This is a genomic window from Mycobacterium attenuatum (genome assembly GCF_900566085.1).
Lineage (GTDB): Bacteria > Actinomycetota > Actinomycetes > Mycobacteriales > Mycobacteriaceae > Mycobacterium > Mycobacterium attenuatum.
The window spans coordinates 1-23831 of the sequence record NZ_UPHT01000100.1 but is presented as its reverse complement, the minus strand read 5'-3'; the positions used below and the strand labels follow the sequence as shown (position 1 = coordinate 23831).

The following is a 23831-nucleotide window of genomic DNA, read 5'->3' as shown; positions in this document are numbered from 1 at the left end:
ACGAGGACGACGTCGTTCAGGTGGGCGGTGTGCCGGCTTGGGGGCCGGTGCCGATCCGCGCCAACTCACCGCCCACCTGAACGACGTCGTCCTCGTCGGCGGTGATGCTGACCAGAACGCCGGCGACCGGAGACGGGATCTCGGTGTCGACTTTGTCGGTGGAGACCTCCACCAGTGGGTCGTCGACTCCGACCGAATCCCCGACCTTCTTCAGCCAGCGGGTCACGGTGCCCTCGGTGACCGATTCGCCGAGTTCGGGCATCAGCACCGGAGTGGTGTCGCCGCCGGATGTCGCCGGCTCGGCCGGTTGGGATTTCGCTTGAGGCTCCGGTTCGGGCTCCGGTTCGGACTTGCCCTGAGGTGCTGGCTTAGCCTCCGGCGCCGGCTGAGACGGCTTCTGGTAGCCGCCGCTTTCCGACGCATCGCCGATGGTCGCCAATTCGCCGCCGACCTCGACCGTGTCGTCCTCCTGGGCGATGATCCTGGTCAGCACGCCGGCCGCCGGCGACGGGATCTCGGTGTCGACCTTGTCTGTTGACACCTCGACGAGGGGCTCGTCGATCTCGACCGTGTCGCCTTCCTGCTTGAGCCAGCGGGTGACGGTTCCTTCGGTGACGCTCTCACCGAGTGCCGGCATCTGGACTGAGAAGGCCATCTCTGTTGACTCCTCGATCGGTCGTCGGTCGGCGTAGCCGACCTCTGGCTTACCACACAGTCGTGCACCGGGTGCGGAACCCAAGTAGATGTCGAAACCTATCCTGTCACTGCCACGCGGCCGGCACGCATTCAGGGCGCAGCGCCTTCCCGCGGCAGCGGCGACGTCGGAAACCGGGCGGCGCCCTTGCTACGGTGTGGCCACTGGTAGGCGCTGCAACTCGCAGCACGTCGCAGGTGAGGCGGAGGTCCGATGCCGGCAGCACAACAGGCACCCCAGCGGTTCGTCGACAGCGCCGACGGCGTACGCGTCGCGGTCTACGAAGAAGGCAACCCAACCGGTCCCGTGGTGGTGATGGTGCACGGCTTTCCCGATTCGCATGTGTTGTGGGACGGCGTGGTTCCACGGCTGGCGCGGCGTTTCCGGATCATCCGCTACGACAATCGCGGGGTCGGCCTGTCGTCGGCGCCGAAACCCGTTTCGGCCTACACCATGGCGTGTTTCGCCGACGACTTCGCCGCCGTCATCGACGAGCTGAGCCCGGGCCGGCCGGTCCACGTCCTGGGACACGACTGGGGCTCGGCGGGCATCTGGGAGTATCTGACCCGCCCCGGCGCCAGCGACCGCGTCGCCTCGTTCACCTCGGTGTCCGGCCCGAGCCAGGATCAGCTGGTCAACTACCTGTTGGGCGGGCTGCGGCGGCCGTGGCGGCCGCGACGGTTTCTGCGGTCGCTCACCCAGGCGGTGCGGTTCGGTTACATGGCATTGTTCTCGGTGCCGGTCCTGGCGCCGCTGTTTGTGCGGATGGCGCTTTCGCTCGCGGCGGTTCGGCGCAACATGGTCGACAACATCCCTGCCGAGCAGATCCACCACTCCGACAACCTGCCCAGCGACGCCGCTCGCTCGGTGAAGACGTACCCCGCCAACTACTTTCGGTCGTTCTCCCGGCAGCGCCGCAGTCGCGGCATCACCGTCATCGGCGTGCCCGTGCAACTCATCGTCAACACCCAGGACCCGTATGTGCGGCCTTACGGCTACGACGAGACCGCACGCTGGGTGCCGCGACTGTGGCGACGAGACATCAAAGCCGGCCACTTTTCCCCGATGTCGCACCCGCAGGTGATGGCGACTGCGGTGCATGACATCGCCGACTTTGTCGAAGGCAAGCGGCCCAGCCGCGCGCTGCTGCGGGCGCAGGTCGGCCGGCCGCGCAAGCACTTCGGTGACATTCTGGTGTCGGTGACCGGGGCGGGCAGCGGGATCGGCCGCGAAACCGCACTCGCGTTCGCCCGTGAGGGTGCCGAGGTGGTGATCAGCGACATCGACGAGGCCACGGTCAAAGACACGGCCGCAGAAATCGCCGCACGCGGCGGCCTCGCCCACCCGTACGTGCTCGACGTGTCCGACGCCGAGGCGGTCGAGGCGTTCGCCGAGCAGGTCAGCGCCGAACACGGCGTTCCCGACATCGTCGTCAACAACGCCGGCATCGGCCAGGCGGGCGGCTTCCTGGACACCCCTGCCGAGCAGTTCGACCGGGTGGTCGCGGTCAATCTCGGTGGTGTGGTCAATGGCTGCCGTTCCTTTGGCCGTCGTCTGGTCGAGCGCGGCACCGGCGGTCACATTGTCAACGTGTCGTCGATGGCCGCCTACGCGCCGCTGCAGTCACTGAGCGCGTACTGCACCTCCAAGGCGGCGACGTTCATGTTCTCCGACTGCTTGCGGGCCGAACTCGACGCCGCCGGCGTCGGCCTCACGACGATCTGTCCCGGCGTCATCGACACCAACATCATCGCGGCCACCCGCTTCGATACGGCCGACGGCAATGCCGAGCAGGCCGAAGACCGGCGCGGGCAACTCGGCAAGATGTTTGCGCTACGCCACTACGGGCCGGACAAGGTTGCTCACGCGATCGTATCGGCGGTCAAGAAGAACAAACCCATCCGGCCGGTGGCACCGGAAGCCTATGCGCTGTACGGCATTTCGCGGGTGCTACCGCAGGCGCTGCGCAGTACCGCACGCATGCGGGTTATCTGACGTCTCCCAGGCTGGTCTCGGCGGTCTCGGAAGCCTGGGTCCCTCGCACGAGCAGCGCGCCGCCTATCCCGACGATCCCGATGAGCACCAGCGGGATGGTCCACATGCGCCGGCTCGACACCGCCGATTCACATTGCGCCACGAAGTCGGTGTGCGGGATGACCTGGTTGAGGATCGGGATGTTGGCACCGTTGCTGTTGTTGGCGTTTCGCGCCGCGGACAGGTCGGTGGCGAATCCGTTTCCGCACGAAATCGAACCACCGTTGCTGTTGGACACCGACACCGGCACCAGCAGGCCGATGACACCGGCCAGCAACAGCACGGCACCTACCGCAATGATCAACCGTCGCAGAGTCACAATTCGGCCTTCCTCGAAGTTTCCTGGTCGCTTCCGGTCGCTTCCGGTCGCTTCCGGTCGCTTCCGGTCGCTTCCGGTCGCTTCCGGTCGGCAAAGTGGTTAGCCGTTGCGTCGTGCCGTTAAACCTTCGGCGTTTGCTCGCGGACCTGCGCGGTACCGCGCATTAGTTCGCGGCGCGGCGGGTATTCGCTGGGATTACCCCCGGCGTGAAAGGACCACTCAATCGTGATGCGAGAACTGATCGCTGCCCGCGACGTGGCGGCGTCTGGCCAGGACGTCTGGAGCGTGCTGGCCAACGGATGGACCTACAGTCAGTGGGTCGTGGGCAACAGCCGCACTCGCGCGGTCGACCCGCACTGGCCGCAGCCGGGCTCGGCGATCCGGCACTCGATAGGGGTCTGGCCGTTGGTGATCGACGATCAGACGGTGGTCGAGAATTGCGCGCCCGGCCGGGAACTCGTCTTGCACGCCGGTCTGGGCTGGTTGGGTGCGGCCCGGATCAGCATGAGGCTGCAGGACATCCCAACCGGGTGCCAGGTGGAGATGATCGAGTTGCCGGCGCAGGGACCGCTGCGGGCGATCCCGGATCGGTTGGCGTTGGCGGCCATTTATCCGCGCAACCGCGAATGCCTGTTGCGGCTGGCGGCCATGGCGGAGCGCTTCGAGCCCAGTCAGGTCACCTAGTTATGGCCCAGGCTTGCGACGCCGTTGACGCCGTTGTTATTGGCGCCGGACACCACGGGCTGGTTGCCGCGTCGATGCTGGCCGATGCCGGGTGGGACGTGTTGGTGCTAGAGGCCCAGCCCGAACCGGGCGGCGCGGTGCGCAGCGCCGAACTCACACCTGGCTATATCACCGACCTGTTCAGTTCCTTCTATCCCATGACGGCTGCGTCGCCTGCAATCGCCGCGCTGCAGCTGGAAGACCACGGATTGCAGTGGTCACATGCGCCCGCGGTGGTCGGTCATCCGCGCAGCCCAACCGATGAGGATCCGCCGGTCCTCTACCGCGACCCGGCCCACACCGCAGCGGAGTTCGAGCGCCGCCACCGCGGCGACGGCGAAAACTGGTGGCGCGTGGTGAGACTGTGGGAAAAGATCAAGTCTTCGCTGCTGGACGCGATGTTGTCGCCGTTTCCGCCGGTACTTCCGATGATCCGGCTGCTGGTCGAGCTCGGTGCCGCCGATGCCGTTCGGCTCGCGCATCTGCTGGTGCAGCCCGCCAACACCATGGTGGATCGGATGTTTACCGGAGAGGCGCCGCGAGTGTTGTTGCTGGGCAACGCAATGCACGCCGACGCACCGCTGGATGCGCCGGGCAGCGGCGCGTTCGGATTTCTGATGACGATGCTCGGTCAGGACTGTGGCTGGCCGGTGCCGGTCGGCGGTTCCGGCCAGTTGACCGCAGCTCTGGTGAACCGCGCTTCGTCGGCGGGCGCGCGAATTGAGTGCAATCAGAACGTCGCTCGCATCAATGTCCGCGGCGGCCGCGCGATGTCGGTGACCACGAGCGGCGGTCGAACGGTTCGGGCGCGACGATCGGTAATCGCCGATGTGACGGCGCCGCGACTGTTCTGCGACATGTTGCCCGCCGAGGCGGTCCCGGACGGTTTGCGGCGCGAGCTCGACCACTACGTGTGGGATCCGCCGGTGGTCAAGGTCAACTATGCGCTCAACGGCCCCATCCCGTGGCGGGCGGAAAGCCTGCGGCAGCCGGGCACCATCCATCTCGGGGCCGACGGGGACGGGCTGGTGCGCTGGATGGCCGACCTGAACACCCGCGTGGTGCCCGAGCATCCCTTCATGCTGCTGGGCCAAACCACCACGGCCGACCCGACCAGATCTCCTGCCGGCACCGAAAGTGTCTGGGCCTATTCGCATCTGCCGCGCAACGTGGCTGACGACGCGGCGGCAGAGCAACTTGCCACATCGATCGACCAGGTCATCGAAGCGCACGCTCCGGGATTCGCAGCCCGGGTGCTGGACCGGTTCGTGCAACGTCCGTCGGATCTGGAAGCCAGTGACGCCAACCTGCATCTCGGTGCGCTCAACGGCGGCACCGCTCAGCTGCAGCAGATGTTGGTGTTTCGTCCCGCTCCGGGACTGGGCCGGGCCGAAACCCCAATCGAGGGACTGTATTTGGGTAGTGCGTCGGCTACTCCCGGCGGCTCGGTGCACGGCGCCTGCGGACGCAACGCGGCACGGGCCGCGCTGGCAGCCGACGGGCTGGCCGGCTGGCCGCGGCGCAAACTGACTCGAACAGTGATCTCGCTGCTGACCAAGTAGCTCGGGGTTCAGCCCTTGTCGCAGATGTCCTCGAGCACCGCGATCATGGTCCGGGTCGGCACGCCGGAGGCACCCTTGGGCGTGTAGCCCCACGGGCTGCCGGTGTTGTAGGCGGGGGCGGCCACGTCGATATGCGCCCAGTCCACCGAGTCGGCGACGAATTCCCGCAGGAACACCCCGGCCACCAGCATGCCGGCGAAACGCTGACCACTGACGTTGGCCAAGTCGGCCACCGAGGATTTGAGGTCCTCTTTGAGCTCGTCCGGCAGCGGCATGGGCCAGCCGTTTTCGCCGACCTGCTGCGAGATCGCGGCGACGCGATCGCGAAACGCGTCGCTGCCCATCACGCCGGGGATACGCGCGCCCAGCGCCACCGTCTGCGCACCCGTCAACGTCGACGTCTCGATCAGATAGTCCGGGTTGTCCTCGCACGCCCGAACTATCGCGTCGGCCAGGATCAGCCGGCCCTCGGCGTCGGTGTTAAGCACCTCGACCGTGGTTCCGCCGTATTGGGTCAGCACGTCACCGGGGCGCTGCGCCGTCGCTGACGGCATGTTCTCGGCGATGGGCACCGTGGCGATCACGTCGATCGGCAGCTTGAGGTGTGCGGCCAGCGCGACGGTGGCGATCACCGCAGCGGCCCCACCCATGTCCGAGGTCATGTGGTGCATCGAGGCGGCCGGCTTGATCGAGATCCCGCCGGTGTCGAAGGTGATTCCCTTGCCGACCAACGCGACCTTCTTGGCCCGCTTCGGACCCTTGGCCAACCGCGAGCCCCGATGGCTCAGCCGTACCAGTCGCGGTGGGCGCGACGAACCCTGCCCGACACCGATCACACCGCCGTAGCCGGCCTTCTGCAGGGCCTTCTCATCGAGCACCTCGACTTCGAGTCCGGCTGCCTCGCCCAAAGTCTTTGCACGCCTAGCTAATTCGGCTGGGTAGAGGTGGCTCGGCGGCGTGTTCACCAAGTCGCGGGCGGTGGCGACCGCGGTCGCCACCGCCGCGGCGTGGGCGCTGTGCTGCTTGGCGTCCTTGGCCGTGCTCAGCACCGTGATCTTGCGCAGCCCTTCGTCTTTCGGTGCGGTCTTGGCGCTGCGGAAAGCAGTGAACCGGTAGCTGCCCAGGATCAGCCCCTCGACGGTGGCCGAGCAGACGCCGTCGCCGGGCAACGCGGCCAGCGTGGTGATCACCGCCGGCGCGCTGCCCAGTGACCGTGCGGCCACCCCGGCGGCGCGGCGAATCGTGTCCGCCGGCCACTCCGAGCGCGGCTTGCCCAGCCCGACCGTCAACACGCTGCCCACCGGCAGCGACGGCACGACCAGCCGGTGCACCTGTTCGGCGGCGCCGGTGGCCTGCAGAGCCCGCAGGCCGGCTTCGATGTCGGCGACCGCGCCGGTGCTCAGGAACGGCTCGGCGGCGGCCACGAGCGCCCCCGGCGTCTCGTCGTCACCGGTCGAGACGACGGGAATGATCAGTACCGCAGAATCCGCGCCGCGCTTCGGCAGTGCGGTGGCAACGTGGACAGTGGGGCTGTGGTAACCCGGTTCGGTGGTCACGCGCAATTACCCTACGGGACCCGGCCGGTCAGCGGGCATGCAGCTCGAAGGCGGTCACCGGCGCGTCAAATCCCTTCAGTGTCAAGGGGCCGTGAGCGGTCGCGGGCCAATCCGGCAATCTGTTATGGAGCTCGCTTGCGGCCAGGATCTGTCTCGGCGACGCGACGGCCACCAGTCGGGCGGCCAGGTTGACCGGGTTGCCGAAGTAGTCGCCGTTGATGGCCAAGACGGTGCCGTAGGCCAGGCCTGCGCGCACCTGCAGTTCGGCCTCGCGCGCCCGCGGATGTTCGACCAGATCAACCGCTGCCTGCACCAACCGCTCGGGTGTCGGGCTCACCCACATGACCGCGTCGCCGATGAACTTGACCAGCCGCCCGCCGTCGGCATGCACCACGTCGGCGACGGTGGCGCCGAACTCGGTGAGCAGGTCCTGCAGTTGCGCGGGTGTGAGCAGCTGGGTCAACGAGGTGAAGCTGGACAGATCCGCAAAGCCGATCCCGCAGACTGCGCTCGCCGACGTGTCCTGAACAACACCTTCGAAATAGGTACGGGCGCTGGTCAGATGGTGGCGGTGGACGACGTCGATCAAAGTCCCGATGCGGGGCACGAACTCGGCGATCGCCCGGTACGCCTGCGCCGTCGCAAGCTCGTCATGGGTGTGGGTCATCTGGATATCCGGCATCCCGGTGCGGATGATCGTCGACTCGGCTTCGGCGAGCCGCGCCATCGCGGCGCCGAGAACGCGCAGCAGCCCGTACGCGCCGTCAGGGCCCACCATGACTTTCAGCGCCGCCCAGGTCGCCAGCGCGTCGACATCGGCCTGGCTCAGTGCGGGAATGTCGGGACCCGCGACGGTGAGGCCGAGCAACGCCCACGCGTGTGCGACCTCCTCGGCCGACAACCCGAGTTCGACGGCCGCGGACTGCACGGTATGGACGGGGGTTCCTGACCATTGCAGGACATCGCCCGCTAGGCCGAATAGCCGGCCACGGCGCTCGGCTTCAACCATCTCCTCGACGGAGAAGCCGAGTCCGGACAGGTACTTGATTAGGTCGGCCCGCCCGCGTGGATCGGCGATTCCGGCAGCTTCCAGCGCTTCGAAGTCGAGGGAGTCGGACACCTACCCAAGTGTGCCAGCCGCCGACGACCATTAGGGTGTGTCGTCGTGACCGATGAGCTGCTGCATGGACCTTTGGAAGACCGCCACCGAGCGCTGGGCGCCAGTTTCGCCGAATTCGGTGGCTGGCTGATGCCGGTGTCGTATGCCGGGACCGTCGGCGAGCACCATGCCACCCGCACCGCCGTCGGCCTGTTCGACGTCAGCCACCTCGGCAAGGCGCTGGTGCGGGGACCGGGCGCGGCGGAATTCGTCAACTCCGCGCTGACCAACGACTTGCATCGCATCGGCCCCGGCAAGGCGCAATACACGTTGTGCTGCAACGAATCCGGTGGCGTCATCGACGACCTGATCGCCTACTACGTCGACGACGACGAGATCTTCCTGGTACCCAACGCCGCCAACACCGCCGCGGTGGTCTGCGCATTGCGGGACGTCGCCCCGGGCGACCTGGCGATCACCGATCTGCATCGCTGCTATGCCGTGTTGGCGGTGCAGGGCCCGCGCTCCACCGACGTGCTCACCGCACTGGGTCTGCCGACCGACATGGATTACATGGGCTACGCCGATTCGGCGTATTCAGAAGTTCCGGTGCGGGTATGCCGCACCGGCTACACCGGTGAGCACGGCTACGAACTGCTTCCACCTTGGGACTCTGCCGGTGTGGTTTTCGACGCGCTTGCGGCAGCGGTCACCGACGCCGGCGGCCAGCCCGCCGGTCTGGGTGCTCGCGACACGCTGCGCACCGAGATGGGTTATCCGCTGCACGGGCACGAACTTTCGCTCGACATTTCGCCGTTGCAAGCCCGCTGCGGCTGGGCCATCGGCTGGAAAAAGGATGCGTTCTTCGGCCGTGACGCGCTGCTGGCGGAGAAGGCAGCGGGGCCGCGGCGGCTGTTGTGGGGCCTGCGGATGGTCGGCCGCGGCGTGTTGCGCCCGGGCTTGACGGTGCTGGCCGGGGATCGGGCGGTCGGGGTCACCACCTCGGGAACGTTTTCACCGACATTGCAGGCTGGCATCGCGCTGGCGCTGATCGATAGCGATGCAGAAGTGGTCGACGGTGGGCAGGTCACCGTCGAGCTTCGCGGTCGCGCGGTCGACTGCGCCGTGGTACGCCCGCCATTCGTCGAGGCGAAAACGCGTTAGCACCCACTCGCGTGTCAGGAACCCCTTCGGGCACCGATAGAATCGGCGCCATGACCAGCGGGTCCCTACAGTTCACGATTACGCGCGCGGCGAATCCGGCAAGCGATGCCCAGCGTGTAGCGATCCTGCAGGACCCTGGTTTCGGCAAGTATCACACCGACCACATGGTCTCGATCGACTACACCGGGGGTACCGGCTGGCACAATGCGCGGGTCATCGGCTACGGCCCGATCGAGCTGGACCCGTCGGCAATCGTGCTGCACTACGCGCAAGAGGTGTTCGAAGGCCTCAAGGCCTACCGCTGGACGGACGGCTCGATCGTGTCGTTTCGGGCCGAGGCCAACGCCGCGAGACTGCGGTCCTCGGCCCGGCGGCTGGCGATTCCCGAGTTACCCGACGAGCTGTTCATCGAATCACTGTGTCAGCTCATCGCCGTCGACAACGCCTGGGTGCCGCAGGCCGGCGGCGAAGAAGCGTTGTATCTGAGGCCGTTCATCATCGCCACCGAGCCCGGCCTGGGTGTGCGGCCGGCCAAGGAATACCGCTACCTGCTGATCGGTTCACCGGCAGGCGCGTACTTCAAGGGCGGTGTCAATCCCGTCAGTGTCTGGGTGTCAACGGAGTATGTTCGAGCCAGTCCCGGTGGCACCGGAGCGGCCAAGTGCGGCGGCAACTACGCCGCCTCGCTGCTGGCCCAGGCCGAAGCCGTCGACAACGGATGCGACCAGGTGGTGTGGCTGGACGCCGTCGAACGCCGCTATGTCGAAGAAATGGGCGGGATGAACATCTTCTTCGTGTTCGGCAGCGGCGGATCGGCCAGGCTGGTCACCCCGGAGCTGTCCGGCTCGCTGCTGCCCGGCATCACGCGGGACTCATTGCTGCACTTGGCAATTGATGCCGGCGTTACCGTCGAGGAGCGCAAGATCGACATCGCCGAGTGGCAGAAGAAGGCCGCCGTCGGCGAGATCACCGAGGTGTTCGCTTGCGGAACCGCGGCCGTGATCACCCCGGTCTCGCGGGTGAAATACGGCGACGTCGAGTTCACCATCGCCGACGGCCAGCCTGGCGAGCTGACCATGGCATTGCGCGACACGTTGACCGGGATTCAACGGGGCACCTTCGCCGACACCCACGGGTGGATGTCGCGGTTGGGTTAGCCGGCTGCGGCGGCGGCCGGCCGAACCGGCTCGGGTTGCCAGCTGGTCGAGGCCCGTCGGGTCTGCCGGCGGCGGGCGGAGCCGTCGCAATCGCCGAGCAAGACCAGCCTTGGTACGCCGGTCTGTGATCGCGATGATCGATCGTGTGCCCGGTCGTCCATTGGCCCGGGTGCCCGGACGGCCGCGAAAGCGGCAACCAGCGACAGCGCCAGCACAACGACGACCGGCCAGACGGTGGCGTGCTTTTGGGCGATCATGCCGAGAACACCGCCCAGCAAGGTGAACATCATCGCCAGCAGCGTCGCCCCGAAGCCGATCAGCGTCGCGCGGTGCTGCTCGGCGGCGAACACGCTGATCCAGGATACCGATGCGGCAGCCACCGGTTGAGCGGCCAGCGTCGCCAGCAGGAAAACCGTGCCGTACGCCCACAGGTGATACCACTGGCCGGACAATTCCGCTGCGATGCACACCAGCGCGGCGGTGGTGCTGCACAGTGCGCTGCCCAGCAGCATGCCGCGCACTCCGAACCGGCGGTGGACCTTGCGCCAGAACACCGAACCGATGACCAGGCCGACGCTGGACAAAACCACCAGCACGTGCAAACTGCCCATCTTCTTTGCGGCGCGCAGGCTGTAGAAGGTGGTTCCCAGGCAGATCGGAGCGAACAGCAGATAGGTCATCGCGTACTGGCGAAACCACGGCTGAGTCTGAGCGACGGCGAAACCCTGTCGGTAGATCTCCCGAAGCGGCGGACGGGTTGCGGTGGAAGCCGACCGCATGGGGCCCACCAGCAGCGCGGCGACAGCTGAGGCAACCAGTGCCAAAGCGCCCAGCCACAGCAAATCGCGGTAGTGGGCTATTTGGTCACCGCTGGCCAGCATGGGCACGATCACCAGCATGACGGCCGTGGCCAGCGTCGATCCCGCGGCGCCCTGAGTCAGAAACAATTCGGCCCGACGTTTTGCGGGTAGCTTGCCGGAGACCATGTCGGTATAGGCGACGGTGGCCACCGCGATGACCACTCCGGCAGCGGCTGTCGAGAGCAAGAACACCGCCGCGGCATAAACGCCGGTCCAGGGGATTACCGCGTCCCAGATGAGCAGCGCTGCCACGGTCGTCGCGGTCGCCGCCAGCAGGATGTGCCGCATCCGGCCGGCTCGCTGCAGAATCGCCGGCGACGCCGAGTTGCCCATGATCAAGCCAATGCTGTACGCCGGAAACAGCAACCCGGCCGCCCAGGTGATGCCCTGATGAGCGCAGATGAAGGGCAGCACCACGGCGCTGTTGCTGAGCTGCATCCCGGTGGTGTAGAAAGTGCCCTGGGTCACCAGCCGCCCGAACGGGCTGGTCCGCGGCGAGGCGGCGGTGACCGGCCTGGTCGTCGGTGATGACGGCATGTCTGAAGAGGTTAGGGCTGCTAAGCGGCGAAGACAATCCACCGATCGGCCACAATCAGGGGACACGGTGTCCCCCGATCGGGGGAACGACGGTGTCGCGCCGGCCTAGGAGTCTGCTGAACTAATGCCGCGTGGTGGGGGGTTGTGCTGGGATTTTGGGGACAGTTGGTGAGTGCAGGGTCGGTCTGATGATCAGCGTGAGTTATTGGATGCCGAGTCGGTAGCGGGGCATCTTCTGAAGTCCGACAGCGTGTTTGCGTTTTTGGCGGCGCATCGGGCGGAGTTGTTTCCCGAGGAGATGTTCGCCGATCTGTTTCCCTCGCGCCGTGGTCGGCCGAGCGTGCCTGCTGAGGTTATGGCCAGCGTGATCACCTTGCAGGCCCTGCACGGTCTGTCCGACAACGAGACCGTGGACGCGGTGACTTTCGATCTGCGCTGGAAAGCGGCCTGCGGTCTGCCACTCACCGTGGGTGCGTTTCACTCGACGACGTTGACTTACTGGCGGCGGCGGTTGGCTGGCTCTGAGCGGCCAACCGGATATTCGAGGCGGTCAAAGCGGTCGTCACCGCGACTGGCGCCCTGTCGGGGCGTACGCGGCGGGCGTTGGACTCGACGATCCTTGACGACGCGGTGGCTACCCAGGACACCGTGACCCAACTTATCGGGGCGATCCGGCGAGTCCGCCGCGAAGTTCCTGGCGCGGGCGAGGTGATCGCCGCCCACTGCAGCGCCCATGACTATGACGATCCGGGTAAACCGGCGATCACCTGGGATGATGCCGCGGCCCGGGAGGGCAACGCCCTGTTCGGGACCGCGTGCCGGGACTGCGCACTACGTGCATAGTGCACCACCCGAACCGGCGGCCGAGGTCTCAAAATCGGACCCTGAGACGCACTCCAACGCGCCGCCCGCCAACGGTCACGAAAACCTAGGTGGCTCAACGAATATCGGCGGTACCGCCCGATGGTCGAACGAACCATCGCCTGGCTGACTCGAGGCAACCGCCAACTCCGCTGCCGCGGCGCCGCCGAAAACGATCACTGGCTGCACCACCGCGCCGCCGCGCTGAACCTACGACGCCTCGCCACGATGGGCATAACCCACACTGGCACAACCTGGACCATCGCCTAACACCGCATGCACAGGCTCAATGCCGGCGGGGCGATCTCGAATCTGTCGACCTTCGGGTCTGACTTCACACACGCGCCGATCAGCTCTTGAGACCGCCCCGCCCCTAAAAAACCACTAATTCAGCAGACTCCTAGAAGCGCGCCAGGGCACTCAGCATCAGTGCGCTGACCGTCGTCGTGAGTTCAATGGCCGCGCCGATCAGGTCACCGGTGAGACCGCCGAACCGGCGCACGCAGTGGGCGACCAGGGCGGCCCCGCACAACACCGCAACCACTACCGCAACCGGGCCCTGCCAGGGCCGCGGACCGGCCGGCAGCGCAGCCGCCAGCAACACCGCCAGCCAGGCCGCGACCACGGCCGCAGGCTGGCTGCCGGCGACCTGCGCACCCAGGGTGCTGCCCTCGGCGGCCGGTATCGACCTGCGACAGGCCAGCACCGCGGTGATCCGGCCGGCGAAGACCGCCACGATGACGCCGGCTGCGCCCAGCCTCGCAAAGGCTAGCCCCTGCAGCGTGATGACCAGGACTACGGCGGCCACCCCGAACGGCCCCGAAGAACCGTCGCGCATCACGGTCAGTGCGCGCCGCGGTGGGCCGTAGCAGCCCAGGCCGTCGGCCGTATCGGCAACGCCGTCGATATGCAGCCCGCGGGTCGCGGCCAGCAGCACCGCCACCGCGAGCAATCCGGACAACGGGCTGGATGCACCGAACACCACTGCGCCGGCCCAGGTGACGGCTGCGGCCAAGCCGCCCAGCGCCGCGCCGACCAGCGGCAGCGCCGTCATCGCGCCCCGGCCCATCGGGGCGGCCCCGGTGCCGGGCATGCGCATCACCGTGCTGAACGCGAAAGCCGTTGCTACAGAACGGATCACAGTCAGGTTGGGTCGTCGTGGGGAAAGCGGGGCCCGGACACGCCGGCCTCGGAGAAGGTGGCCGTCGACGCCAGCGCGGCCACCGCTGCGCGCAACACCGACAGCGCAAGCGCGGCCCCGGTGCCCTCGCCCAACCGCATGCGCAGGTCCAGGATCGGATCCAGCTGCAGCGCCGCCAGGGCCAGCTGGTGGCCCGGTTCGGTGGAGCGGTGACCGGCCTGCCACCACTGCCGGGCGCCGGGCGCCAGCCGCTCGGCGACCAGAGCAGCGGCCGTCACCGCCATGCCGTCAAGCAACAGCGGGGTCCGCCGCACCGCGGCCTGCGCGCAGAATCCCGCCATCGCCGCCAGATCCGCGCCGCCGCAGCAGCGCAGCAGCACGGCCGGGTCGGGCAGCACCTGCCGCGCCCGAAACAGCGCGTCACGAACCGCGGCCGTCTTGCGGGCCCAGCCGGCGTCGTCGATACCGGTTCCGAATCCGACCACCGCGACCGGTTCAGCGTCGGTCAGCGCCGCCACCAGAACCGCGGCCGCGGTGGTGTTCCCGATTCCCATGTCGCCGGCGATGAGCAGATCAGCGCCGGCGTCGACCTCCTCGTCGGCGATCTGCTGGCCGGATGCGACGGCGCGGGCGGTCTCGTCGGCGGTCAATGCGTCTTCGGTGCTGATATCGCCGCTGCCGCGGCGCACCTTGTACGCGCCGATTCGTTCCGACATCGCGTCGCAATCCACCGCCACGTCCACGACCCGCACCGTTGCCCCGGTTACGTCGGCCAACGCATTGATCGCCGCGCCGCCGGCGTCGATATTGGCGACCATCTGGGCGGTGACTTTCGGTGGGTACGCCGATACACCCGCCCGGGCAACGCCGTGGTCGCCGGCGAAAACGACCACCCGGGCGCGGTGGAACTGCCGCGGCGGACAGTGCCCCTGGCAGGACGCGGCCCACACCGACAGATCTTCAAGTCGGCCCAATGCCCCCCGCGGTTTGGTCAGGGCGTCCTGTCGGGCTCGCGCGGCGGCCTCGGCAGCCGGGTCGGGCGGCGTTATCGGTGCGAAGCCGATCATGCGCGCGCCGGCTTGATCGGTACGGCTAGTCCGGCCACCACCCGGTGGCAGGCCCCCGCCGTGCGCTGGTCGAGGCCGCCCGGCTCGTCGGCCACGCGCCCGGTTGCAACCCGATGCCGGTCCAGGGCGCTGGTCAGCCAGGTGCCGGCGTCGTCGACCAGCGCCGGAGTCAACCGGGTGACGACGTCGTCGGTCTCGACGGTCGACCGGTGCGACGGATGCGCCCACGCTGGCGCCGGTGCGGGGCCGGGTGCCCGGAAGTCCGCAATGGTCCGCTCCGCCCAGCGGGGCTTGCCCGAGCTGATCGGGTCGAGTGCCGGTGTGCGCATGAGTGGTCAGCCAGCTTTCCGGGGTTAACCGACGCTGGCGCCGCGTTCCACTTGGGGGCGCGGCGCCCGCATCCGGCGCATTTGCGAGGCCCTGCCCGCAGCGTAAAGTCCGAGTTTCCAACGGCTTTCGGTGTTTTTCGGGAACTTCGCGTCGACCTGCCTGCTTACTTTGCGAGCCAGCAGGATCCCGTCGATGGTCATCAGGGCCATCAGCACGAGCATCGCCGGAGACATGTAGAGCTGTAGCTGGGGGACGGTGAACATCACGAACAGCAAACCCAGCGCCGACGGCATGAACAGGCCCAGCAGGCTAAACCGCCGGGCATCGACCACATCGCGGGCGTAGCGCCGTATCGGGCCCTGGTCGCGCGGCAGCAGGTAGGCCTCGTCACCGGCCATCATTCGTTCGCGGCGTTCGGTCATCCGCGCCCGGCTCGCGGTGCGTTCGGCCCGGCGTTCTACGCGGCTCAGTTTCGGGCGGGACAGGGACTTGCGCCGCGCCCGCGCCTCGGCGGCCGTCATCGGCGCCGGTACGACGGGGCCTTTCTTGGCACTGCGCCGGGCCTCGCTGCGCTTGGGCGTCGGCCGGCCTTTGGGGCCGGTTGCCCGCGACCCGCGAGAAGTTGCGGACCCGGCCGGGGAACCCGTCTCGGCCCCTGGGCTGTCCTCAGGCTTGGCCGAAACTTCGGCGCCTTCTTCGTGGGCTTTCTTGCGGCCGAGCAGCTTCACAGTCGACAGGTTACTGTGCGCGCGGCCGGCTCCGGCGAATTGTGTTGTTGTTACCCAGCGCCAGCAAGCGTGTTAGCCCTAGTCTTGCTTGTGATGGACGGCTCGTCTGCCTCGGATGGTGCTGCCGATGCCCTCGGGCCCGGCCGGATTCAGCTGCCCGCGATGCGGGTGCTGGTGGCCCCGGACTGCTACGGCGACAGCCTGTCCGCGGTAGACGCGGCCGCGGTGATCGCCACCGGCTGGACCCGTTCGCGGCCGAATGACACCTTCATCGTGGCTCCACAGTCCGACGGCGGGCCCGGTTTTATCGAGGTGCTGCAAAGCCGCTTCGGGGAGTCGCGCCAGCTACGGGTGTCCGGGCCGCTGGACGCGTCCGTGGAAGCCGCATGGATGTTCGATCAGGCCTCGGCAACGGCTTACCTGGAGTGCGCCCAGGCCTGTGGTCTGTCCCTGCTCTGCGGCCCGCCAACCACGGAGACGGCGCTGGCCGCACACAGCAGGGGAGTGGGCCAGCTCATCGCCGCGGCGGTCGCGGCCGGGGCGCGGCGCATTGTCGTCGGGCTGGGCGGCAGCGCGTGCACGGACGGCGGGTACGGCATGATCACCGAACTGGGCGGTTTGCAGGCCGCCCGCCGACGGCTCGCCGGGATCGAGTTGATCGCCGCCTCCGACGTGGAATACCCACTGGTGGGGCCGTGGGGGGCGGCCAGGGTGTTTGCGCCGCAGAAGGGCGCGGACGCCGCCACTGTCGCCGCATTGGAGGCCCGTCTCGAGGCGTGGTCGGTGGAACTGAACGCGGTCGCCGGGCGCGCGGTGAGCGCCGAGCCCGGCGCCGGCGCCGCCGGCGGTATCGGGGCTGGTTTGCTCGCGCTCGGCGGCCGTTGCGAATCCGGTGCCGCAATCATCGCCGAACACACCCACTTGGCCGACGACCTCGCCGAAGCGCAGCTGATCGTCACCGGTGAGGGCAAATTGGACGAGCAGTCACTACACGGCAAGGTCGTCGGCGAGATCGCCGCTGCGGCTCGCCCGCTGGGCATCCCGGTGATAGTGCTGGCCGGACAAGTAGTCCTGGACAAGTCCACGATCCGGTCGTCAGGCATCATGTCTGCCCTATCCATCGCCGACTATGCGGGCTCAGTACGGTTGGCACTGGCCGATGCGGCCAATCAGCTGATGGGCTTGGCGTCCGAAGTCGCCGCGCGACTCGGGAATCCCCGGCCTCCGGGGTACCGTTAGTAACAGTGGGTTTTTCCCGAAGCGGACCCGGGCTGACACGACAGCCGGCCAGCTCACTAACCGATGAGGCATGTAGGAGAAGCAATGACGGTGCAGAACGAGCCCAGCGCCAAGACCCATGGCGTGATCCTGACCGAGGCCGCTGCCGCCAAGGCGAAGTCTCTGCTCGAGCAGGAGGGACGCGATGATTTGTCGCTGCGGATCGCGGTACAGCCGGGCGGGTGTGCCGGGCTGCGTTACAACCTGTTCTTCGACGACCGGACGTTGGACGGTGACCTGACCGCGGAGTTCGGCGGGGTGACGTTGACGGTCGACCGGATGAGCGCGCCGTACGTGGAAGGCGCGTCGATCGATTTCGTAGACACCATCGAGAAGCAGGGCTTTACGATCGACAATCCCAACGCGACCGGGTCCTGCGCGTGTGGGGATTCCTTCAACTGACCTGACCGAAACGGGTCTGCCGGGTCGGGGAGCGTCCCGGCCCGGTTAATACTGCCCGGCCGTGCGCAGCACGTACGAGCACACGAGTACCTGCCCGCGCTGGAAGAGTAGCTGGGCGATGCCCTGCACCTGGCCCTTCGGCGGGCCGCCGGTAGCCGGCGTCACCTGCATGGTGAACAGCGCCTGAGCCTGGTATTGCGACCAGTACACGATTTTGTCGATCGACGTCACGTCGGCCTGGGAGAACTGTTTGCGGAACGCGTCACTGCTCAACTTGGCCAGAGCCTGATCCGAGCGCCTGTCCTTGACTCCGTCGTAGATCCCGCACAGCGCGTTGCGCACGATGATGTCGACATCGCGGCGCTGCAGTGCGTTGAGGTAACCCTGAATCGCGGTTTTCGCCGATGCTTCCGTGAACGCGCCTCCGGTGTTGGCCCCGTTGGTGCGAACCCCGTAGACGATGGCCGCGGTCAGCGCGCCGACCAGCGCGAGGGCCAACAGGGCGCCGATCAGCAGCCGCCGGGGCCGTCGCTTGAGATAAGAGCCCGGCGCCGGCGGCATGCCGGGATAGCCGGGGGGGAAGGCGGGTTCCCGGTCGGCGGCTTCGTGAGGGTAGTCAATAGGCTGCTCGGACCCGGCCTGCGGGTATGGGCGCACCCCTCGAGGTCCTTCGGTGCCGACGGCAGGGTTCGGCGGGTGCTGACCGGCCATCGTGGTTCTCCTACGGTGGTGGACGGGGCTTGCCGCCCGGCAGCGGATTCCGGCATTGAGGTGATTCCTTAGGGCAGGCTAGCGCAACACCTGCCGTCTGCTGTCGACGCGACGGGACGGGCCGCAGCGCCGATAATTGTGAGAGGCTAGACGACCTTACGGATTCAGGACGGAGATTTTGTGACGATTGCGGTAACCGGTTCGATTGCAACCGACCATCTGATGCGGTTTCCAGGCCGATTTTCCGAGCAGCTGCTGCCCGAACACTTGCACAAGGTGTCGCTCAGCTTCTTGGTCGACGACCTGGTGGTGCACCGCGGCGGTGTGGCCGGAAATATGGCCTTCGCCATCGGCGTGCTGGGTGGCGACGTAGCGCTGGTCGGAGCGGCAGGCGCCGATTTTTCCGATTACCGCGACTGGCTCAAAGCCCACGGTGTCAACTGTGATCACGTCCTGATCTCCGAGACTGCGCACACGGCACGGTTCACATGTACCACCGATGTGGACATGGCCCAGATCGCGTCGTTCTATCCGGGCGCCATGTCCGAGGCGCGCACCATCAAGCTCGCCGACGTGGTGTCTGCGATCGGTACGCCGGAGCTGGTCATCATCGGCGCCAACGATCCCGAGGCGATGTTCTTGCACACCGAGGAATGCCGCCGGCTGGGGCTGGCCTTCGCGGCCGACCCCTCCCAGCAGCTGGCGCGGCTGTCCGGTGAGGAAATCCGTCAGCTTATCGGCGGCGCCACCTACCTGTTCACCAACGACTACGAGTGGGACCTGCTGTTGTCCAAGACCGGATGGTCGGAGGCCGAGGTGATGGCCCAGATCGATCTGCGGGTGACCACGCTGGGCCCCAAGGGCGTCGATCTGGTGGACCGGGACGGCACCACCATCCACGTGGGCGTGGTCCCCGAAACCAGTCAGACCGACCCGACCGGGGTCGGCGACGCTTTTCGCGCTGGTTTCTTGATGGGTCGAAGCGCCGGGTTGACCTTGGAGCGGTCCGCGCAACTGGGTTCGCTGGTGGCGGTGCTGGTGCTGGAATCGACTGGAACCCAGGAGTGGCAGTGGGACCACCAGGCTGCGGCGGTCCGGTTGGCCGGCGCCTACGGCGACGAGGCGGCCGACGAGATCGCCGCGGTGCTGGCTTAGCCCCGCGACTAGACGCACGACCAGACGCAAAAGCCCCCGAAAACCCCGGTTTTCGGGGGCTTTTGCGTCTGCTGGCCGTCATAACTGGACTGGGTACTGGTGCTCGCCGATCTGCGGCACCACGCTGCGATCGATGAAGATCGCGTGCCACAGCATGAAGATCAGCACGGTCCACAGCCGGCGGCTGTGATCGCTGGCGCCGGTGCGGTGCTCGTCGAGCATCCGGGTGACGGCTGCCAGGTTGATCAGGTGGCCGGCCTGTGATGAGGCCACCATCTGGTAGGCCCACTCCAGTAGCTCGCCGGCGCGCAACCAGTGCCGGATCGGCACCGGAAACCCCAGCTTGGGCCGGTGCAGCACATGTGCCGGGACGATGGGCTCGAGCGCGCGGCGCAGCGCGTATTTGGTGGTGGTGCGGGTGATCTTGGCCTGCAGCGGTAGCCGGGAGGCCACTGCGAACACCTCGGGGTCCAAAAACGGCACCCGCAGCTCGAGCGAATTGGCCATGGTCATCTTGTCGGCCTTGACCAGGATGTCGCCGCGCAGCCAGGTGAACAGGTCGATGTGCTGCATGCGGGCCACCGGGTCCCAGCCGGTCGACTGCGCGTATACCGGCGCCGTGACGTCGGTATGGGTCCAGTCCGCACGGAAGCCGGGAAGCACGTCGCGCAGCTGCGCGTCGGAAAAGCTGCGGGCATTGCCGTAGTAGCGCTCCTCGAGCGTCAGCGAACCGCGGTGCAGCAGGCTCTTGCCGCGCATGCCCTCCGGTAGCGGCTTGGAGGCCTTTCCCATCGACCGCCGCAGCCGCCGCGGCAGATAGTCGAACGGTTTCAACGACAGCGGCTCGCGGTAAATGGTGTAGCCGCCGAACAGCTCGTCGGCACCTTCCCCGGACAGCACCACTTTGACGTACTTGCGGGCCTCCCGGGCGACGAAGAACAGCGGTACCAGCGCCGGGTCGGCCACCGGCTCGTCGAGATACCAGACGATTTCCGGTAGAGCGGCCACAAACTCTTGCGCGCTGACCACCTTGGCGACGTGGCGCGCGCCGATCGCCTCGGCGGAGGCCACGGCCACGTCGAGTTCGGAAAAACCCTCCCGCTCGAAACCGGTGGTGAAGGTGATCAGCCGCGGGTTATGGCGGATGGCCAGGGCGGCGATGGCCGTGGAGTCGATACCCCCAGACAGAAACGAACCGACGGTGACGTCGGCGCGCATGTGCTTGGCCACCGAGTCTTCCAGCACCGCCGTGATCTCGTCGTAGCGCGCCTGTTCGGTGTCGGGCGTGATCGGGGTGGCGGCAAAGCGCGGCATGAAGTAACGGGTGACCTCCGGCTTGCGCCCGGGCCGGATCCAGGCATAACACCCTGATTCGAGCCGTCGCACTCCGCGGTGCAGCGTCTCGGGCTCCGGCACGTACTGCAGCACGACGTAGTGCTGCAGCGCCCGGCGATCGGTGTCGGTGTCGAATCCGAGCAAGTCGACCAGGTCCAGCAGGCACTTCTTCTCGCTGGCCACTGCGGTGCCGCCACTACCGGTCGCCAGGAACAACGGCTTGATGCCGAACGGGTCGCGGGCGCAGAACAATTCGCGGGTGACGGTGTCCCACAGCGCGAAGGCGAACATGCCGCGTAGCCGCTTGAGCACGTCGGTGCCCCAGTGGTGGTAGCCGGCGACGATCGTCTCGCCGTCGCCGTCGGTGGCGAATACGGCGCCGTGCCGCGCCCCGAGTTCGTCGCGCAACTCCAGGTAGTTGTAGATCTCGCCGTTGAACACCAGCACGTAGCGCTCCGGAGCCTCCGGCGGCCCCCACCGCAGCGGCTGATGGGAATGGGCGATATCGATGATGGAAAGCCGGTTGAACCCGAAAATCACCGACCCGTCGGCATCCGGATCAACCCAGGTGCCCGGTTCGTCGGGGCCGCGGTGGCGCATCGAGAGGGAGGCGCGGGCGATCGCGCTGTCGGCCTGGGCGGCGCTGCGGGCAGCAGCGTCGGGGCACTGCGTCTCGGCAACGCCGGTCGGGGCCGCGACGAAGGCCAGCAGTCCGCACACGGCGCCCCAGTATGCCGCACGTGGCGCTGCCGTGAAGGTGCGGCCCGCAGATACCCTGCCGCGGCCGGGGATACTCGCACGGCGGTCTGTTTTGGCCCGCATCGTCGCCTGCGCGAGCGGCGTGGTCTACGCTGCGTAGTATTCGAATCCGAGTTGGCCGACGATTCCCGCCGGAAGCGGCGCCTAGCCCGAGTCGGCCCAGCTTGTGCTACAGGAGGCGCAACGTGACACTTCGCGAGCCAGGTCGTTCGCAATGCTTGTCGCAGGGCAATTCTGAGATCCGTTCCGGCGGTCGACGGCGAGCGCGCACACTAGCTTCGCGCCTTCGGGTGGCGGCACTGGCCGGTGTACTTGGCATGCTCGCCGTCACCCTGAGCGGATGCAGCTGGTCGGAAGCGCTGGGTCTCGGCTGGCCCGAGGGCGTTACGCCCGAAGCCCACGTCAACCGGGAGTTGTGGGTCGGTGCGGTGATCGCATCGCTGGTGGTCGGGGTCATCGTGTGGGGCCTGATCTTCTGGACGGCGTTCTTTCACCGAAAGAAGCGAAGCGACGCCGACTTTCCTCGCCAGTTCGGCTACAACATGCCCCTGGAGCTGGTGCTGACCATCACGCCGTTCCTCATCATTTCGGTGCTGTTCTACTTCACCGTCGTCGTGCAGGAAAAGATGCTGCACACCACCAAAGACCCGGAAGTCGTGATCGACGTCACGGCTTTCCAGTGGAACTGGAAGTTCGGCTATCAGCGGGTCGACTTCCATGACCACACCTTGACCTACGACGGTGCCGACGAGGCTCGCAAGCACGCCGTTGAATCCAAGCCGGAAGGCAAGGATGCGCACGGGGAAGAGCTGGTCGGTCCGGTGGCCGGGCGTAACACCGAGGACCGCAGCTATCTCAACTTCGACAAGATCGAGACACTGGGCACCACCAACGAAATTCCGGTCCTGGTCCTGCCGGCCGGCAAACGCGTTGAATTCCAATTGAACTCGGCCGACGTGGTCCATTCCTTCTGGGTGCCGGAATTCTTGTTCAAGCGTGACGTGCTGCCTAACCCGGCGGCAAATAATTCAGTCAATATTTTCCAGATCGAGCAGATCACCAAGACCGGGGCATTCGTCGGCCACTGCGCCGAAATGTGCGGTACCTACCACGCCATGATGAACTTCGAAGTTCGCGTGGTGGCCCCCAACGACTTCAAGGCTTACTTGCAGCAGCGGATCGACGGTAAGACCAACGCAGAAGCCTTGCAGGCGATCAACCAGCCACCGCTGGCCGTGACAACCCATCCGTTCGACGCCCGCCGCGGTCAATTGGCCCCGAGCCAAGGTTAGGACACTGTTCGAATGCATATCGAAGCCAGGCTTTTCGAGTTCGTCGCCGCGTTCTTTCTGCTGTGTGCGGTGCTCTACGGTGTGCTGACTTCGATGTTCGCCACCGGTGGGGTTGAGTGGGCCGGTACCACTGCGCTGGCGCTGACGGGTGGCATGGCGATGATCGTGGCCACTTTCTTCCGTTTCGTGGCCCGCCGGCTGGACACCCGGCCCGAGGACTACGAGGGCGCCGAAATCAGTGACGGCGCAGGGGAATTGGGTTTCTTCAGCCCGCACAGCTGGTGGCCGATTCTGGTCGCGTTGTCCGGGTCGGTCGCCGCGACCGGCGTCGCGCTGTGGCTGCCGTGGCTCATCGTTGCCGGCGTGGTGTTCATTCTGGCCTCGGCGGCCGGACTGGTCTTCGAGTACTACGTCGGGCCCGAGAAGCACTGATCACAGCCGGAAAGGTCACAATCAGGGCATCAGTTGATCGGTGGCCAGTTAGCCGCGGCTTCTGTGCCCTGCCCAGTTGGGTAGGGTTTGCGATACACAGTGAGAATCCACCGAGCGCACGCGCACTATTGCAGCCGCGGAGCCCCGCGCTTTGGTGAGGCAGTTTGGACAGGGTAGGCAAACATGAGCGGGCCGAATCCGCCGGGATGGGAACCTGAGGAACCCGATTCCGCCGGCGATTCCAGCGCTGAACTGGAGCCGTTGAGCGACACCGGTGATGAGCAAGACGCAGGTGCTCAGGGCTCGGAACTGAAACCGCTCGACGACAGTGGCCACATCGAGGCGGGATACCCAGCGGCGGAGACCACGGGGGAAACCGAAGCCTACTCGCGTGCCTACTCGGCGCCGGAGTCCGAGCAATTCATCAGCGGGCCTTACCTACCGGCCGATCTGAGTCTTTACGACTACGACAACTACGACGACACCCCGGACGCCGACGACGACCAGAACGCTCCACGCTGGCCATGGGTGGTCGGCGTGGCAGCCATACTGGCGGCGATCGCCCTGGTGGTTTCGGTGTCGCTGCTCGTCACCCGCACCGGATCCCAACGACTGGCCAACCCCGCCACGACGTC

20 protein-coding genes and 3 pseudogenes are annotated in these 23831 nt (G+C 67.1%); 12 read left to right on the top strand and 11 right to left on the bottom strand.

What is annotated here, in order from left to right; translation table 11 throughout:
- Positions 1 to 22: 22 nt before the first annotated feature.
- Positions 23 to 655 (bottom strand): annotated as a pseudogene (locus tag EET13_RS16905) (biotin/lipoyl-containing protein); the annotation flags it as partial.
- A gap of 252 nt (positions 656 to 907) precedes the next feature.
- On the opposite strand from EET13_RS16905, the gene EET13_RS16900 reads away from it, so the two are divergent.
- Positions 908 to 2689, top strand: a complete 1782-nt coding sequence (locus EET13_RS16900; RefSeq protein WP_122443363.1) for an SDR family oxidoreductase — start codon at positions 908 to 910, stop codon at positions 2687 to 2689.
- Here EET13_RS16900 and EET13_RS16895 read toward each other — a convergent pair.
- Positions 2682 to 3047, bottom strand: coding sequence for an aminopeptidase (locus EET13_RS16895; protein WP_122443362.1), 366 nt, complete (start codon positions 3045 to 3047; stop codon positions 2682 to 2684). The two genes, EET13_RS16900 and EET13_RS16895, sit on opposite strands and share 8 nt — an antisense overlap.
- A 228-nt stretch (positions 3048 to 3275) precedes the next feature.
- Here EET13_RS16895 and EET13_RS16890 point away from each other — a divergent pair, with 228 nt between their 5' ends.
- Together EET13_RS16890 and EET13_RS16885 are read left to right on the top strand one after the other, a co-directional pair.
- Entirely contained in the window at positions 3276 to 3731 is a 456-nt protein-coding gene (locus tag EET13_RS16890; protein ID WP_122443365.1) for an SRPBCC family protein, read from the top strand.
- Positions 3732 to 3733: 2 nt separating this feature from the next.
- Positions 3734 to 5332 carry a phytoene desaturase family protein gene (locus tag EET13_RS16885; RefSeq protein WP_122443361.1) on the top strand — a complete coding sequence of 533 codons (1599 nt, stop codon included), beginning with the start codon at positions 3734 to 3736 and terminating at the stop codon, positions 5330 to 5332.
- An 8-nt stretch (positions 5333 to 5340) separates the two neighbouring features.
- Here EET13_RS16885 and EET13_RS16880 read toward each other — a convergent pair whose 3' ends face one another.
- Both EET13_RS16880 and EET13_RS16875 read right to left on the bottom strand, forming a co-directional pair.
- Positions 5341 to 6888: a leucyl aminopeptidase gene (locus EET13_RS16880; protein ID WP_122443360.1), complete on the bottom strand. Its 1548-nt coding sequence runs from the start codon at positions 6886 to 6888 to the stop codon at positions 5341 to 5343.
- Between the two features lie 28 nt (positions 6889 to 6916).
- A complete protein-coding gene (locus EET13_RS16875; RefSeq protein ID WP_122443359.1) occupies positions 6917 to 8008 on the bottom strand; it encodes an adenylate/guanylate cyclase domain-containing protein in 1092 nt (363 codons plus the stop codon).
- A gap of 45 nt (positions 8009 to 8053) precedes the next feature.
- Between EET13_RS16875 and gcvT the strand changes: the two genes are divergently transcribed.
- Both gcvT and EET13_RS16865 read left to right on the top strand, forming a co-directional pair.
- Positions 8054 to 9151, top strand: a complete 1098-nt coding sequence (gene gcvT, locus EET13_RS16870; protein WP_122443358.1) for a glycine cleavage system aminomethyltransferase GcvT — start codon at positions 8054 to 8056, stop codon at positions 9149 to 9151.
- 50 nt (positions 9152 to 9201) lie between these two features.
- Complete coding sequence (locus EET13_RS16865; RefSeq protein WP_122443357.1) at positions 9202 to 10308, top strand: branched-chain amino acid aminotransferase; 1107 nt, start codon at positions 9202 to 9204, stop codon at positions 10306 to 10308.
- Here EET13_RS16865 and EET13_RS16860 read toward each other — a convergent pair.
- The gene (locus EET13_RS16860) at positions 10305 to 11705 is read right to left on the bottom strand and encodes an MFS transporter (RefSeq protein WP_244603958.1); all 1401 of its coding nucleotides are present in this window, start codon (positions 11703 to 11705) and stop codon (positions 10305 to 10307) included. The two genes, EET13_RS16865 and EET13_RS16860, sit on opposite strands and share 4 nt — an antisense overlap.
- A gap of 172 nt (positions 11706 to 11877) precedes the next feature.
- On the opposite strand from EET13_RS16860, the pseudogene EET13_RS16855 reads away from it, so the two are divergent.
- Positions 11878 to 12836, top strand: a pseudogene (locus EET13_RS16855) (transposase).
- A 130-nt stretch (positions 12837 to 12966) separates the two neighbouring features.
- Here EET13_RS16855 and EET13_RS16850 read toward each other — a convergent pair.
- The 4 genes from EET13_RS16850 to EET13_RS16835 are packed head-to-tail and all read right to left on the bottom strand — an operon-like array spanning position 12967 to position 15832.
- Positions 12967 to 13707, bottom strand: coding sequence for an adenosylcobinamide-GDP ribazoletransferase (locus tag EET13_RS16850; RefSeq protein ID WP_122443356.1), 741 nt, complete (start codon positions 13705 to 13707; stop codon positions 12967 to 12969).
- Between the two features lie 2 nt (positions 13708 to 13709).
- Positions 13710 to 14774, bottom strand: a complete 1065-nt coding sequence (gene cobT / locus EET13_RS16845) for a nicotinate-nucleotide--dimethylbenzimidazole phosphoribosyltransferase (protein WP_122443355.1) — start codon at positions 14772 to 14774, stop codon at positions 13710 to 13712.
- On the bottom strand, positions 14771 to 15103 hold the full coding sequence (locus EET13_RS16840; RefSeq protein ID WP_122443354.1) for a hypothetical protein: 333 nt from the start codon (positions 15101 to 15103) through the stop codon (positions 14771 to 14773). Before EET13_RS16840 ends, cobT begins: the two co-directional genes overlap by 4 nt.
- Positions 15104 to 15127: 24 nt before the next feature.
- Complete coding sequence (locus EET13_RS16835) at positions 15128 to 15832, bottom strand: DUF3043 domain-containing protein (RefSeq protein ID WP_122443353.1); 705 nt, start codon at positions 15830 to 15832, stop codon at positions 15128 to 15130.
- A 162-nt stretch (positions 15833 to 15994) separates the two neighbouring features.
- On the opposite strand from EET13_RS16835, the gene EET13_RS16830 reads away from it, so the two are divergent.
- Both EET13_RS16830 and EET13_RS16825 read left to right on the top strand, forming a co-directional pair.
- On the top strand, positions 15995 to 17071 hold the full coding sequence (locus EET13_RS16830; protein WP_122443364.1) for a glycerate kinase family protein: 1077 nt from the start codon (positions 15995 to 15997) through the stop codon (positions 17069 to 17071).
- 84 nt (positions 17072 to 17155) lie between these two features.
- Positions 17156 to 17512 (top strand): iron-sulfur cluster assembly accessory protein, encoded by a 357-nt coding sequence (locus tag EET13_RS16825; RefSeq protein WP_122443352.1) that lies wholly within the window; start codon positions 17156 to 17158, stop codon positions 17510 to 17512.
- Positions 17513 to 17557: 45 nt separating this feature from the next.
- Here the strand turns inward: EET13_RS16825 and EET13_RS16820 are convergent, their stop codons facing one another.
- The gene (locus EET13_RS16820; RefSeq protein ID WP_122443351.1) at positions 17558 to 18223 is read right to left on the bottom strand and encodes an Rv0361 family membrane protein; all 666 of its coding nucleotides are present in this window, start codon (positions 18221 to 18223) and stop codon (positions 17558 to 17560) included.
- Positions 18224 to 18403: 180 nt separating this feature from the next.
- Here EET13_RS16820 and EET13_RS16815 point away from each other — a divergent pair, with 180 nt between their 5' ends.
- Complete coding sequence (locus tag EET13_RS16815; protein WP_122443350.1) at positions 18404 to 19378, top strand: carbohydrate kinase family protein; 975 nt, start codon at positions 18404 to 18406, stop codon at positions 19376 to 19378.
- 78 nt (positions 19379 to 19456) lie between these two features.
- On the opposite strand, the gene asnB is transcribed toward EET13_RS16815, so the two are convergent.
- A complete protein-coding gene (gene asnB, locus EET13_RS16810; protein ID WP_122443349.1) occupies positions 19457 to 21433 on the bottom strand; it encodes an asparagine synthase (glutamine-hydrolyzing) in 1977 nt (658 codons plus the stop codon).
- A 224-nt stretch (positions 21434 to 21657) separates the two neighbouring features.
- On the opposite strand from asnB, the gene ctaC reads away from it, so the two are divergent.
- From ctaC to EET13_RS16795, 3 genes and pseudogenes are all read left to right on the top strand, one after another.
- On the top strand, positions 21658 to 22764 hold the full coding sequence (ctaC, locus tag EET13_RS16805) for an aa3-type cytochrome oxidase subunit II (protein ID WP_122443348.1): 1107 nt from the start codon (positions 21658 to 21660) through the stop codon (positions 22762 to 22764).
- A gap of 12 nt (positions 22765 to 22776) precedes the next feature.
- Complete coding sequence (locus EET13_RS16800) at positions 22777 to 23196, top strand: cytochrome c oxidase subunit 4 (RefSeq protein WP_122443347.1); 420 nt, start codon at positions 22777 to 22779, stop codon at positions 23194 to 23196.
- Between the two features lie 183 nt (positions 23197 to 23379).
- Positions 23380 to 23831 (top strand): annotated as a pseudogene (locus tag EET13_RS16795) (MmpS family transport accessory protein); the annotation flags it as partial.